The sequence below is a fragment of the 'Nostoc azollae' 0708 genome (assembly GCF_000196515.1).
Lineage (GTDB): Bacteria > Cyanobacteriota > Cyanobacteriia > Cyanobacteriales > Nostocaceae > Trichormus_B > Trichormus_B azollae.
This window is the reverse complement of the sequence record NC_014248.1, coordinates 646,320-659,987: the sequence shown is the minus strand read 5'-3', so window position 1 is coordinate 659,987 and position 13,668 is coordinate 646,320. Positions and strand designations below refer to the sequence as shown.

Annotated in this window: 11 protein-coding genes and 3 pseudogenes; 7 read left to right on the top strand and 7 right to left on the bottom strand. The window is 37.7% G+C overall.

Features of this window, described 5'->3' with window-relative positions; all coding sequences use genetic code 11:
• The first annotated feature begins 422 nt into the window (after nt 1-422).
• The 4 genes and pseudogenes from AAZO_RS28480 to AAZO_RS28475 all read left to right on the top strand — a co-directional run bounded on the left by AAZO_RS28480 (nt 423) and on the right by AAZO_RS28475 (nt 3,121).
• Nucleotides 423-1,688 (top strand): annotated as a pseudogene (locus AAZO_RS28480) (IS701 family transposase).
• Nucleotides 1,685-2,029 carry a hypothetical protein gene (locus AAZO_RS03075; RefSeq protein ID WP_041639412.1) on the top strand — a complete coding sequence of 115 codons (345 nt, stop codon included), beginning with the start codon at nt 1,685-1,687 and terminating at the stop codon, nt 2,027-2,029. Before AAZO_RS28480 ends, AAZO_RS03075 begins: the two are co-directional and overlap by 4 nt.
• Complete coding sequence (locus tag AAZO_RS03070) at nt 2,026-2,274, top strand: hypothetical protein (RefSeq protein ID WP_041639411.1); 249 nt, start codon at nt 2,026-2,028, stop codon at nt 2,272-2,274. Before AAZO_RS03075 ends, AAZO_RS03070 begins: the two co-directional genes overlap by 4 nt.
• 34 nt (nt 2,275-2,308) lie before the next feature.
• Nucleotides 2,309-3,121, top strand: a pseudogene (locus AAZO_RS28475) (IS5 family transposase).
• Nucleotides 3,122-4,031: 910 nt separating this feature from the next.
• On the opposite strand, the gene AAZO_RS03050 reads toward AAZO_RS28475, so the two are convergent.
• Complete coding sequence (locus AAZO_RS03050; protein WP_013190122.1) at nt 4,032-4,628, bottom strand: hypothetical protein; 597 nt, start codon at nt 4,626-4,628, stop codon at nt 4,032-4,034.
• 214 nt (nt 4,629-4,842) lie between these two features.
• Between AAZO_RS03050 and AAZO_RS03045 the strand changes: the two genes are divergently transcribed.
• Together AAZO_RS03045 and AAZO_RS03040 are read left to right on the top strand one after the other, a co-directional pair.
• Entirely contained in the window at nt 4,843-5,466 is a 624-nt protein-coding gene (locus tag AAZO_RS03045) for a hypothetical protein (RefSeq protein ID WP_013190121.1), read from the top strand.
• A 101-nt stretch (nt 5,467-5,567) separates the two neighbouring features.
• Entirely contained in the window at nt 5,568-6,674 is a 1,107-nt protein-coding gene (locus AAZO_RS03040) for a tetratricopeptide repeat protein (RefSeq protein WP_013190120.1), read from the top strand.
• A gap of 94 nt (nt 6,675-6,768) precedes the next feature.
• Here the strand turns inward: AAZO_RS03040 and AAZO_RS03035 are convergent, their stop codons facing one another.
• The 6 genes and pseudogenes from AAZO_RS03035 to AAZO_RS34800 all read right to left on the bottom strand — a co-directional run bounded on the left by AAZO_RS03035 (nt 6,769) and on the right by AAZO_RS34800 (nt 11,102).
• Nucleotides 6,769-7,524, bottom strand: coding sequence for a hypothetical protein (locus tag AAZO_RS03035; RefSeq protein ID WP_013190119.1), 756 nt, complete (start codon nt 7,522-7,524; stop codon nt 6,769-6,771).
• A 97-nt stretch (nt 7,525-7,621) separates the two neighbouring features.
• A pseudogene (locus tag AAZO_RS43280) lies at nt 7,622-8,071 on the bottom strand (DUF2267 domain-containing protein).
• A 707-nt stretch (nt 8,072-8,778) separates the two neighbouring features.
• Complete coding sequence (locus AAZO_RS03025; protein WP_013190118.1) at nt 8,779-10,143, bottom strand: sensor histidine kinase; 1,365 nt, start codon at nt 10,141-10,143, stop codon at nt 8,779-8,781.
• Between the two features lie 362 nt (nt 10,144-10,505).
• Nucleotides 10,506-10,757 (bottom strand): transposase family protein, encoded by a 252-nt coding sequence (locus AAZO_RS36520; protein ID WP_228371462.1) that lies wholly within the window; start codon nt 10,755-10,757, stop codon nt 10,506-10,508.
• Nucleotides 10,723-10,899 (bottom strand): hypothetical protein, encoded by a 177-nt coding sequence (locus tag AAZO_RS34805; protein WP_187289588.1) that lies wholly within the window; start codon nt 10,897-10,899, stop codon nt 10,723-10,725. The genes AAZO_RS36520 and AAZO_RS34805 overlap by 35 nt, the downstream gene beginning before the upstream one ends.
• Entirely contained in the window at nt 10,896-11,102 is a 207-nt protein-coding gene (locus AAZO_RS34800; RefSeq protein ID WP_041639410.1) for a hypothetical protein, read from the bottom strand. Before AAZO_RS34800 ends, AAZO_RS34805 begins: the two co-directional genes overlap by 4 nt.
• Before the next feature lie 353 nt (nt 11,103-11,455).
• Here AAZO_RS34800 and ppk1 point away from each other — a divergent pair, with 353 nt between their 5' ends.
• Nucleotides 11,456-13,621 carry a polyphosphate kinase 1 gene (gene ppk1, locus AAZO_RS03010; protein WP_013190117.1) on the top strand — a complete coding sequence of 722 codons (2,166 nt, stop codon included), beginning with the start codon at nt 11,456-11,458 and terminating at the stop codon, nt 13,619-13,621.
• Nucleotides 13,622-13,668 lie beyond the last annotated feature (47 nt).

The window sequence follows — 13,668 nt, the reverse complement described above, 5'->3', positions numbered from 1 at the left end:
ATATATAAAGCTTTTCCACATGACAAAAGGCAGCCTTATTTTTGTGTTTTTTGGTTTAAGAAAGTATGTGATTTATTAGATCAAAAACGTAGGTCAGGATTAGTTGCTAGTAATTCTGTTCCTCAGGGTTCAGGAAAAAAGGCTAGTTTAGCTTATTTATTAATGGTGGTATTATTAATGATGCAATTCTTCTCAAGGATGGTCTGGAGATGCTGCTGTTCATGTAAGTGTTGTTAACTGGGAAAAAGAAGAGCCGAGAAAAAATTTTTAGATAATATTGAGGTTCCGTTTATTTCCTTGTTTCTCATAACTGAAATATCTATTACCTATCCACAAACATTATTAGCGGGACTTAAACAAAAGTTAAGAGTGAAAAGGAGTATAATGGGATTTCGGTATAGCTTTCACGTTAAAAGAAGCTTATGAAAGAAACCACTGCCCCAGCAATGGCACCATGGTTGGAAAAATGGTGCCATTTGATGATGTATTTACTCATGAAGCAGAAAGAAGAGAGTTTAGACATTATTTAGGGGGGTGATTGGGTGAAAATGAGAGAAAAAACCTATTTGAAATGGCAGAGAATGCCCTAGGGGTGACCTACCACCCATTACACCACGTTTCAACTGAAGCACCTTGGTCCAGTTCCCAAGTCAATGACGTCGGTTAGAGATTATGAACAATTGTAGTCAGAGGAGAATCACCAGAGGATTTAGCTTAATAATTCATGATTATGACCATAGAAAAAGGGGGAATCTTAGGGATGGAGTAAGAAGACAATATATTGGAGAAATTGGGAAAAGGGATACTGGAATAGTAGTAGTAAGAACACATCTAATCTATATGATGGCAGTAAAAGCTTACCATTACATATAGAGTTATATCACTACGGTGACTCTTTACCCAAAGGAAAACAAGACCCTCTATTTGAGAATAAACCTGAGTTAGGAATTAAATTAATAGATCTGACCTTAAGCCGTGATTATCAACCAGGAATAGTAATGATAGATCCTGGATATGGACACAATACATCTTTCTTATTAAAGATAGAAAATCGGAATTGAAAGTAGTTAGGAGGATTAGCTAAAAATCTCAAAATCCTTGCCAGTGAGCAAGAGGATAATCCACAAATAATTAGGTTAGATGAATCAGCACAAAGTTTACCCCAAGAGGCTTTTACAGACATTCAACTGGAGTTAGATAAAACCAAAACATTATGGGTAGTAACTAAAGAAGTAGAAATATCAGCCTTAACTGGAAGGGGGAATATTGCTATAGTCATCAAGGCTTCTACTTTCTCTCAAGCAACTGATATGGACTACCTTATTACTAATGTTTCTTCATCAATTGTCACACCCCAATGTATAGTTGATAGATATTCTCAAAGAAATTTGGTATAAGTTGTTTACAGGGAAGTCAAGGGATGGTTAGGACTCAAAGAATATCAAGTTGGAGATAATAGCAGTTGACTGCGCCATTTTATTTTGGTTTTCTGTGCCTACACTTTTATTTTTTGACATCAGTGGACTGGAGGATGAAGACCAAGGTGGGCTAAGAAACCTTTGAATACTTTTACTGCAGCTTTAGAAGCGTTGAGAACAGCCATATCTTTTCTATTTATTGATTGGTTCAACTGTAATCCGGACGTGTTTCCTTGTTATCAAGCTAATTTGGGCTACATTTGGGCTTGATTTTTGTTTACGTCCCGTTAGTAAATAAAGGATTTCCATTTGACGGATGTAAGTTAATAGGAAAACGATTTTTCATATCAGAAAGAGAAGCTAAACAATGGATTACTGCGAATCTAAACAATAAGAAATTTCTCAAGCCCATGATTGACGGGAGAGGTTTAGTCAATCCATTAGAAAAAATAAATTGGGTAATTGATTTTGCGGATATGTCAATTGAAGAAGCTTCTGAGTATCAAGAACCGTTTAACAGAGTTAGAGAGAATGTTAAACCTGAGAGAGAGATAAGAATAAAGAAACTCGTGAAAACTGGTGGTTATTTGAAAGATATAGACCAGCAATGAGAAAGGCTTTAGAAAAGTTGAGAATTTATTTCACTTTACTAAAAATTGCTAAATGGGTGATTTTTACACCTGTGGATATTTCTATATTACCTTGTGAAGCTAATATGGTAATTGCATCAGATAATCTTTCTATTCTGGGTATTCTCACATCTGATTTAGATAGTCTTTGGGTAAAAGCACAAATTTCAGAGGCTATTGATAAAGTAAATGTAAAGGGGAGTAGAAAAGGAATGTTGGAAGGATAGGATACGTAAATGTAGTGTATTTACATAGCTACTGATGGAACGAAAGTCTTACCCCACAGACTTAGCTGATATGGACTGGGAAATCCTGGCCCCATTGATTCCACCAGCCAAAGAAGGAGGGCATCCACCCACAACAGATATGGGTGAAATATGTAATGCCATCTATTATCATTTGAAAGCTGGATGTCAATGAAATATACTTCCAGGTGACTTCCCGCCAAGGTCAACGGTATATAGCTATTACAGGAAATGGCAGGTCCAGGGGATTTGGGAAAAATTCAACCATACATTGGGTGGTCAAGTTCGCTCGAAATTAGGTAAATCAACACAACCTACCGCGTTCGCCGCAGATAGTCAGTCAGTCAACACTGACCAAAAAAAGGGGATGTGTATGGTTTTGACGGATGTAAAAAGGTAAAAGGAAGAAAGGGGCAGACTTTAGTTGGTTGATAGCCTGAGACTTGTGTTGAAAGTTGTTGTTAGTGAAGCGAATGCCCCAGAACGAATACTTGCTGCCTATGCACTAATGGAACTGCTAGAGAAACCCACAGAATTATTGGAAAAAGTCCAAGTTTTATGGGTTGATTCCGGTTATGACGGTGATAAATTTGCACTTGCAGTTTGGTTCATGATTCAAGCTCATGTTGAAGTCATAGGACCTACTGAGCAAGAATTTAAAGTTTTACCACAACCCTGGGTAGTAGAAAGAACATTTGGGTGGTTTAACCAATATCATCGACTAAGCAAGGATTATGAGTGTTTAACACAAATGAGGTAAGGGGCTATATATGCTCTTATGACTAGAATTATGCTACTTCCTCTTCTCTCCTCAACATTTACTTTATAAATCATCTCTCAAGGTCAAAATGTAATACCTGCTACACTAATACAACTTGTTTTGAAACATTCCCATTTCCACAAATAGCAGATATTAAAACAGTAGAAAAAATCCGCGCAAAAGCCGAAGAACTGCATCAATACAGCAAACAACAAATAGAGTCTAAGCAATCGAGAATTACGATATTTTTATATAAAAAATTATTTAATGAACCAAGTAGCCAACTTTATAAACTACATCAAAAATTAGATAAGCTGTTAATGGATGCTTATGAATTTCAACCAGAAGATTATTTTTTAGAAAAACTCCTGATATTGAATTTAGAACTAGCTAAAAAAGAAAAATAGGGAATTAAAATACTAGGACATTGGTCACATAAACTTGGTATAACTTGACAAGTTATACCAAGTTTATGTGAGGCTGCACAGAATTATGAAATCCATTGATCTAACCGTCTTTATCTGTTTTTATTTGCGTTTATCTGCGGTCAATTATTCTTAATATGATACATATTCTATGCAGCTTCTTATGAATTTGGTATTACAATACCTTAGCCAAAATAAAAGGCTACAAAAATTTTGGCAAAATCGGCAAGGTTAAGCACACATAAGCCTTGTCCTTAAAAGCTAGTTTGGAATCTTAAACCCTTATACTGGAGTTAATAGGTTAAAAAACACTTCTAGGAAACCTGGAAGGAATTTTTAAGACTTATTATTTTTGGCAAGCCTCAAAGAAATGGGAGTTAATAGTTCAAGCATCATCAACTCACCCCCCTATTTTGGCGACGGTATTGGTTTTACACACTGCTTTTTCTTCCGTTGCGTCTTTGCGTGAGCCTTTTAAATCTTGAAACAAATATGAAGAAATTTAGGGTGCATCAGCAAAAAACCCAACACACTCTAAAGATTTATGAAGAAACCTACCCCTTAACTTCAGCCAATTCAATCACGCGTCCTTCGTAGTCTTTTACCAAAAAATTCAAAGGCTTCTGATTGCGAATCTTGAACTTCAAACCTCGTGTTTCCACCCGCATTAAAATCAACTCCAAACATTCATGGTCAAAACAAACATGGCGTTGCTGATTTTTAGTACCTATACTCGCACCAGTAATAATGTGGAGTTGAGTATTTTTCTTTAATTGATACCACAACCCATCGTTGGCGTTATTCATCATTTTATTTGACCAACTGGGACTGGTGGACAGATAAAGCGGGTCTATGCCAGTTGCACCAATGGTTTGTTCGTAGTTGTAGTAATAGTGCAAAGGTACTTCTGCTGCTGGCAAATCTAGTAAGCCTTCATACAACTGTCGAGCAATTTCCAAGTCCGACACCATGACAGTATAGACTTTGGGGGCGCTGGTCAGAAACATCCACATTGCACCAGCATAACCTGCCAACAGCATAATCATTATGCCTTGGGTGGAGAACAGGCTATCCAACGGTAAGGAAGGTAAGAAAGAGCCTAAAGTAAAGGGACTAAGCAGGAAAGGTATCAAATTAGCTGCTATAACCATGAATAAACAAAGATTGTATAAGGGAGCCGCTTTTAGTATTCTCGATAAAGACTAAATATTAAGTCCTCTTTTTTAGTTTATCTCATAGTTTGAGGCAGGGAATAGGTATTGGGGACTGGCGAAGATGAAGGGAGATGGGGAAGTAATTTTCCCAATGCCCTATACCCCATGCCCAATTACCCTGTATATTTTAACCACTACTATTTAAAGGCTTGTGCAAATTCCTTCTTTTCCTGAAGCTAATCATCCTCTGGTTAAATCGCTGTTTCATCACACCGACCAGGAATTACTGACTCTGTTTAGGCGCTATCCCGATGATGGTAAATACTTTACGGTCATTTTTTGCCGCTATAGCCCTATAGTTTACACTTTGATTCAACATTCGGCGCGATCGCCTGTCCAGGCAGATTATCTATTTGCGCTCACATGGCGACATATATACTATGAACTCGGTGCACTCTATCTAACTAACCCGGAAACAGGTGAGGATATATTAACCTTGCAAAACTGGTTAATTAACATAACTGCGTTCTGCATTAATGAAATTAAATTACCACCAACAGAGGCAATTCATTATTCACTCAAGGACACTTCACCACCGTTATGGTGTTATATAGAACAGTCATTAGACCAACTACCGTCAATATTACGGTTAATTGTCTTGATGGCTCAAACCTTGCACTGGAGTGAAACACGCATCGCTGCTTATCTGCAAGCTGAAGGCGAAAAGACTTCCCCTGACGAAGTAGCCAATTTTCTCCAAGAAGGTTATCGTATCCTAGAAGACAAATTACCAGCTGATATTCGCGCCATTTACTTAGGTGAAAATGCCGCGTAAGCTTGACTTAGGTATCAATCTGAAATTAGCTATTTTGTACCTAAAAATTTAAACTTTTGCTTACACCTTTTTGAAAAGCCGGAATTTCATGGTTAATTTTTATGAAAAAACTACATTTCTTATCGAATTCTACTATTTTCAGTTTACATGATTCCCTGATTTTACAGCAAGTTCATAAATTGCCAGCGATTATTATTTATACTCTATTATTTACTGCCTCTTCCATACCTACTGGGGCTAATGCCATTGATATTACCAACCAAATCTATAGTCCTTTAAATCATCCTATTGGCAAACGATTAAATGTTAGACAGTTCAGAGAAGAAGCTGATAGGTTACTGTGCCTCGGTAGACAACAATATGCTTCTGGTTCTGTGAATAAAACCATTGAATATGGATTAAAAGCACTAGAAATTTATCACTCTCTTGGTGATATGAACGCACAGGGTTCAACCTATGATTTACTCGCTGGTGCTTATCTAAAATTAGGTAATCTCAAAGATGCTGAAGGTGCTATCCGTCGTCGGTTAGGAATAGCGCGTGATAATAAGGATTTTAAAAATCAGATTTTTGGACTTAATAATCTTGCAACTCTGTTGTTACAAAAAGGCGAGCCAAAAGCCGCTGGAGAAACTATTCAAGATGCTTTAGTGATTGCTCGCAATCTTGATGATATTGAAGGAAAAGGGCTTTCTCTGAGTAATTTAAGCCTGGTATATATAAGATTGGGTGATTATAATCAAGCTGTTAAATTAGCGGAAACTGCTTTATTTTTTCGCCGCCAAACAGGTAATGTTATCGGTGAAATAAATACCCTCAATAACTTAGGTGATTCTTACTTAATGGTGGGAGATTATGGAAATACCATAGGTGCTTATGGGACAGCGATGCGGTTAGCGAAAATGAATTCCTATCGTCGTGACCAACTACGAGCAATTGATGGTTTAGTGACGGCTCATAGTGCTGTTGGTCGTTATGAACGGTGTTTGGAATTACTAGAACAACGGCTTGCAATCGCTAAATTTTTAAATAGTCCCAACGAGGAACTAAAATATTTCGTATCCTCCGGTCAATTGTATGAACAAATCCGTGATTATCCCAAAGCACGTAATTTCTATGAACAGGCGCTTTCACTAGCACGAAAATTAGATGACATTAAACAAGAAGCGAAATTGATGCATAGTCTCAATCAATTGAAAGGAAGTTAACTGTATTAAAGCAGGTGACAGTTAACAGGTAACAGGTGACAGAAGATGGTATGGTCATTAAGTTATATAATGACTAATGAACAATTACTAATGACTAATTCAAGAATACTGAACCGTTTGATTGAATATTCATTGCACTTCTATCTTGGTTAAAATCACTTGTTTCTTGCAATGTTACTTCTAATGTTCCTTTTTCTTGACCAGGTTTAGGTGTGACCATCAAAAATCCGCCATCTTCCCGTTGAAATGTCACAGTTACTGGTGTACTTAAACTTCGTAGAGTCACTCCTGATTTACCTTGTAACTTGCGTGGGGCTGTATCACCAATAACTTGGTAAGTAACGTTTGCCCCTGAATTATTAATTAGCTTGATATTTACTTTGCTATCTGCTAGTGTCATTCTTGCACTGGGATCTTGTCTTTGTTCTGATGCAGGTAGTTGTAAGCTGTTGGATGGGGGAAGAGTTGGTACAGTTTGTACATTATCTCCTGACCGAAATCCGCGTTGAGAACGATTATAAGGCTGTTCACTAAAAATACCGGGATTAGGATTCAGTGCTGATGGTGCTGGTGCTTCACCTCCCACACCCAACCTTACTTGGTATGGTGGTGGAGTAGTAGGGACTGGTAGTAACCCAAGTTGCATGAGTATGAGTGTCAAATCATTGGGAGGACAAACTGCGGGAACTATAACCCGAATATTATAAGGTTCTTCATAAAGAATACCGGGACAAGGGTTAAGTTTAGAAGTTGTTTCTTTTGCCAAAACTGCTTGCGGAATGATTGGTAAGTTCATCAATAATCCACTACAAACAGTGCCAAATAATTTCATATATTTAGGAAAATCCATTATTTTTACTCCTCTTGTGAAAATATTCAGAATTGGGAATAGGGTGTAGGTTGTAGGTAAATCATTTTCTCCTTGTTACCTGTTCCCTACCACCTAATTACGCCTCTTCCCACATTTGATGAATTCTATCAGGTAGCCAGGTAAAAATTTCTTGAATTCGTTCTGCTGATAATTCATCTTTGGTGGTATAAAATACAGCTTTAACTACTTGTTCTACATCTACATTTGGTGGTATTCCTCCTTCATTTGCAACTCGTAATAAAAAGCGAGCGCTATCAATTGCTCTGAAAATTCCTGTTGGTTGTAAAGGTGGACAGAGTCGACTTAAAAATGCCACAATTGGGTTGGTATCATGCCACAAATCGGCAATTTCTACTAGTTGTAGGGATTTATCTCTAGTTATTTCTGCTTTTATTTCTGCTTATTCATGGAGTTCCGCTTCCACTCTGTAAGCAGCTTCAGTTCTCATTAAATCCCCCATGACTCGGAAAAATACTTCTGTTAAATCCCTCACATCGAAAATATCTATCAACCCACTTTTAGCCATTACTTTGTCTAAAAACGGCAAATTTTTATCAGCAATAGCTACTGATGGTTTTGTTTCTGAAAATTGGGGCTGATTAACTTCTAATTTCTCTAATAGATTCTGGACTTTTTCGGTTATTTCTGCTTTTTTGAAAGTGATCAAATGTGGTAAAGGTCCATCCCGTGCGCTATAATTGTTGGCAATTCGCAGGTCAATTTCCTGGGGGTGAATCAAATCAGGAAGATATTCTTGTGTTGCATAGGTATTACCTGTAAACTCAGCATTGATATAATGACTTTGATTTAAGTAATCTAAGTGTCCTAAAAATTCACCTATAGTGATTTGATGTCCGGGAAAATCACTTTGATGAAAGTGAACTTCATGCATTCCCCTGCCAGTTTCTTTAATTTTATTTAGTAAAGTGTAAGTAATATCTTGTCTCATGGTATTTGGCATCTGTCCTGAAACCTAATGTTGTAATTTTTTCATCTTTAACTAAGTAGGAAGGCACAAAAAAACCGTAGACGCGCAGTGGCTTGTCGGAGATTAGTTAGTATGTAACGAAAAATAAAATTGACCAAAACCTCTTCCCTATTGCCTTTTACTTCTTGCCTTGTCATAACGACAGTTTTTAACAACCACCTACTTAATATCTACACTAATAAGTCAATATATTTGTCTCCCTCTACCACAGGAAACAAATGTTGAATAAATGTTTAACTATTAATTTAATACTCAAGAGTGATGGGTAAAATCACGGTAAAAGTAGTACCTTTACTAAAGATACTTTCTACTTGGATTTGTCCTTGATGATGTTCAACAATTGCCTGTGCGATCGCCAGTCCCAATCCTGAACTAGTTGTAGTTTCGCGACTTTGATGAGTTCGCGCTGGATCTACACGATAAAATCTATCAAACAATCGTGGTAATGATTCTGGAGGTATACCAACTCCCGTATCACTGATTTTAACTTCCAAACAAGCCACACCATAACGCACACCAGAAACCCGTGCTAACTCAACCTGCACTTTTCCCTGAGTTGGTGTATAATGCAAAGCATTACCAATCAAATTTGTACATAACCGCACCAATTGGTCCCAGTTTCCCATCAAAGTAAACCAATTGTCTTGTAATTCTGGGTCAAGTTCTAAGGAAGGATCAACCAAGTTGAGAGTTAAGGTAATTTCTTTTTCTTTAGCTACCAGTTGTTGTTCTTCCACAACTTCCATTAGCAAAGCATCAAGGGGACAAGTTGAAAAAACTTCTTGGCCAATTTCACTATCTTGTCGTGCTAAAAATAATAAATCATTTACCAATTTACCCAAACGCTTGGTTAATCTTTCTACTAATTTTAATTGTTGCTGATAATGAGCAACACTGCTGGTTTCTAAGTCTAAATCAGCCAGTGCAACTTGGACATTAGTTTGAATCAAAGCAATGGGACTTCTCAGTTCATGGGAAGCATCAGCTGTAAATTGCTTGAGACGTTCGTAAGACTCTCCCACTGGTTCCATAGCTTTCCCAGACAGAAACCAACCACTCGCAGCTACTGACAACACCATTAACCAAATTCCTAAAGCCAAATCGAAAATCAACTGACGACTGGGTTTGGTGACTTCAAACCAAGGATGACTCACGCGCAGATATCCTAAAACCTGTCTTCCCATTTCTACCCGATGGGTAACTTGTCGCAGTAGCAGTTCTGAGTCTCCCCATCCCCCCAATCTCACCACACGAACAGTTTCACCTGTATTTCCATGAATAGGAATATTTATAGGTTCGGAAAAAGTTGACCACCATAATTCACCAGTGGGGCTAAACCATTCTAGGTCAATGCGATCGTCTTCTGCTGTATGAGAATTATTACGAAAACTCGCTTCTACATTCACGCGGAGTTTATCAGGTTGGAAGTTAACAGGTTCAATTACCAATGAACGCTCTACTACTTCGACTACATGATTTAATGTATCATCAACTCGTTCAATTAGCGTATTGCGAACATATAAATAAACCCCAGTGGCAAATAAGAGTAGTAAAATAGCAGTAACAGCAGTGTACCAAAGAGCAAGACGACGACGAGTAGCTTGGAACATTATTTCCGTATTGTTTGTTAAATATCTCTTAACCAAAACTCACTATATTAACTAGACAGGTCCGAAAATTCACAAAGGAGTCTGTGTCTGGCTTTCCATAGTGTTAAGATGAGGAAAGAGCGAAGAAAAGAATCAGGTTTGGGAATAGTTAATGATAGGAACTATCCATGAAGATATTGATGACAAATTCATAACTGACCTCATATCCATAACATTTATGAAATGGGCAAAACTAATGAACTAATTCCTAATATAATGTGACTAAACCACAAATACTTAGTAAGAATTACTTGTGAGTAAATTGGGGAATTCAGGGGAAATGCCTGTTGAGGTACCCGGAATATTTTTACAAGTCTAATGACCTATTCAATAAAAATACCCTTGGTGAAAAACTCTTTGTTTCCTACCTTTGATTCTAAGGTTAATTCTCCTTTAAGTGGTTTCTTATAAGGTGTGCTAATATTCCTTCCTCCTTGATATGCTTTATCTCCTTCAAACATGTGGTTGTTATGGAACTTTTCTTGTTGCTCTCGAAATAAGCTAATATCACTGGTTGGGCCTTTTTCTCCTACTTCTATATCAACAATATCTTTTCCTTCTGGAGCTAATATCACTGGTTGGTCCTTTTTCTCCTACTTCTACATCAACAATATCTTTTCCTTCTGGTAAGTTGACAAACTGATTTTTAAATCTGTGCTGCTTGTTCTTACCTGGAAAATACTCTTTTGCTCCTGATGATCTCAATGCCTTCCTCATTGCTGTTCCATGCTCTCCACTATTAAGTTAAACTCCGTCAGTAGTTCTATCGCGATGGCATAGTCGCTATCATGTTTTTCTACTTGTTCAAGGAGACTAGCATGGAAAAGATTTCGTAATATTTCTAGCCAGTAATGAAATGTGTCTTTTGCTTCCGTTGTTAATATACCGAAATGCAGACCTAAAACCTCAAATATTGGCATTTTCCTCCAATAGCACAAGCATAGACATACCTGTTATTTTATCTCTAGTTTCCCTTGCCCCTTCCTCCTTTCTGATTTATACCTATCTTTTTACTTTCTATGTCACCTTGAAGTTTTTTATGCTACATTCCAGGTTGGGCTAACAAGTCTTGAAACTGATGGTTAGTTATTCCCAGTATTTGTTTTCTACGATGTGGATATTCTTGAATATAGTTAATTTAGTGGATTTTTCCTTTTGGTAGACGGTCAGAATTCCCTTCTACCATTTTTTGCACACCAAGTTAATTTTCCTGACAGGTCTACTACATCTTCTCCAGTTTGCTGCGCGATATCTACTAGCCTCTAAAGTAATCATGCCAAAATCCAAAAAGACTAACCCTGCCATTAATTTAAGTGATGCACAATACTATATAAACCGAGAGTTAAGCTGGTTACAGTTTAATAGTAGAGTATTACATGAGGCTTGTGATGAAAGAACTCCCCTACTAGAACGCCTCAAATTTTTAGCTATTTTCAGTTCTAACTTGGATGAGTTCTTTATGGTGCGGGTGGCAGCCTTAAAGCAACAGGTAGAAGCAAAAGTAAATCTCTTAACTCCCGACGGTCGGACACCACAACAACAATTAGATGATATTCGGTCGTACCTCAATCCAGTAGTTACAAAACATAACGAACAGTTTGAGCGAGTTTTACAGCCATTGTTGCTTAATCAGGGAATTTACATTTTAGATTACATAGAACTGAATTCAAAACAACGCAGTTATCTGGATCATTATTTTAAAGAACAAATCTTTCCGGTTCTAACTCCTCTTGCTGTTGATCCTAGTCATCCTTTTCCTTACATTTCTAATCTCAGTTTGAATTTGGCTGTTGTCGTGAAGAATCCAGAGACTGAAGAAGAATTTTTTGCCAGAGTCAAAGTTCCCAGTGTTTTACCACGATTTTTACCGTTACCGTCGGAATTAGGACTTCAAAACAACGGTAAACCTGTGTATTGGACAGGTATACCTTTGGAACAAGCGATCGCACACAATCTAGAGTACCTGTTTCCAGGGATGAATATACAAGAATGTCACCCCTTCCGCATTACTCGTGATGCTGACCTAGAACTGGAAGAAGACGAAGCCGATGATTTGTTATTAGCCATTGAACAAGAACTCCGCAAACGTCGCATGGGTGGGACTCCCGTCAGGTTAGAAATTAAATCCCAAACACCAGAAGTATTACGTTGTCGGTTGTTGCAAGATTTGGAACTAACGGAAAACGATATTTATCAAGTCGATGGTTTATTGGGACTGCGAGACTTGATGTATTTTATGGCCTTACCATTATCAGCACTCAAAGAACTACCACGTCAATCTGTTGTTCCTTACCGTTTACAACGTCTCAGAGAACCAAACATAGATCCCGATTTATTGGAACTAGAAGAAGGGAAAGACTTCTTTTCTATTATTCGAGAAAAAGACCTCTTAGTACATCATCCTTATCAATCATTTTCTGGCACAGTCGAACGGTTTATTACTCATGCCGCTTGGGATCCAAATGTATTAGCTATTAAAATGACTCTCTACCGGACTTCTGGTGATTCACCCATAGTTAATGCTTTAATTGCTGCGGCTGAAAATGGTAAACAGGTGTCTGTTCTAGTAGAATTAAAAGCCCGATTTGATGAGGAAAATAATATTTATTGGGCCAGACGTTTAGAAAAAGTTGGTGTTCATGTTGTTTATGGTTTAGTCGGACTCAAAACCCATAGTAAAATCGTATTAGTAGTGCGACGAGAAAAAGACCGGATACGCCGTTATGTCCATATTGGGACCGGAAATTATAACCCGAAAACAGCACGATTATATACAGATTTAGGTTTGTTGAGTTGTCGTGAAGAATTAGGTGCAGATTTAACAGATCTGTTTAACTTCTTAACCGGATATTCTCTGCAAAAATCTTATCGAGAAATATTAGTTGCACCTGTGAATATGCGTGATTGCTTTCTGGGATTAATCAAGCGAGAAATCGAAAATGTTAAAAACGGATTTTCCGGCCGTATCGTTGCCAAAATGAACGCCCTAGTCGATCCCGAAATTATCGCTGCCCTATATGATGCCTCCCGTACTGGTGTGCAGATTGACCTGATTATCAGGGGTATATGCTGCTTGCGTCCTGGACTCAAAGACATCAGTGAAAATATTCGTGTCATCAGCATTATTGGCCGATTTCTAGAACATTCCCGCATTTTTTACTTCTACAATAATACTCAAGAAGAAATATATATTGGCAGTGCTGACTGGATGCGTCGTAATCTAGATCGTCGAGTGGAAGTTACCACTCCCATCAAAGACCAAGATATTGCCAAAGATTTGCAAGAAATCCTGGGAATTATGTTAGCTGATAACCGTCAAGCCTGGGAACTACAGTCTGATGGGAGTTATATTCAAAGACGACCCTGCGATAATTGTCCAGAAGCCAATTCCCAAAAAACTTTCATGTCTATGGCATTACGTTCTACAAACATGACTTAAATTTTGAGGACTTTAAAAAATTTGACTAAGTAGGTAAACACAAATAA

Coding starts and splice junctions, on each gene's coding strand:
- AAZO_RS03050 (WP_013190122.1), bottom strand. CDS start 4,628: ATGGTTATAGCAGCTAATTTGATACCTTTCCTGCTTAGTCCCTTTACT.
- AAZO_RS03025 (WP_013190118.1), bottom strand. CDS start 10,143: ATGTTCCAAGCTACTCGTCGTCGTCTTGCTCTTTGGTACACTGCTGTT.
- AAZO_RS34805 (WP_187289588.1), bottom strand. CDS start 10,899: ATGAGGAAGGCATTGAGATCATCAGGAGCAAAAGAGTATTTTCCAGGT.
- ppk1 (WP_013190117.1), top strand. CDS start 11,456: ATGCCAAAATCCAAAAAGACTAACCCTGCCATTAATTTAAGTGATGCA.
- AAZO_RS03035 (WP_013190119.1), bottom strand. CDS start 7,524: ATGGATTTTCCTAAATATATGAAATTATTTGGCACTGTTTGTAGTGGA.
- AAZO_RS34800 (WP_041639410.1), bottom strand. CDS start 11,102: ATGCCAATATTTGAGGTTTTAGGTCTGCATTTCGGTATATTAACAACG.
- AAZO_RS03040 (WP_013190120.1), top strand. CDS start 5,568: ATGAAAAAACTACATTTCTTATCGAATTCTACTATTTTCAGTTTACAT.
- AAZO_RS03070 (WP_041639411.1), top strand. CDS start 2,026: ATGAGAAAGGCTTTAGAAAAGTTGAGAATTTATTTCACTTTACTAAAA.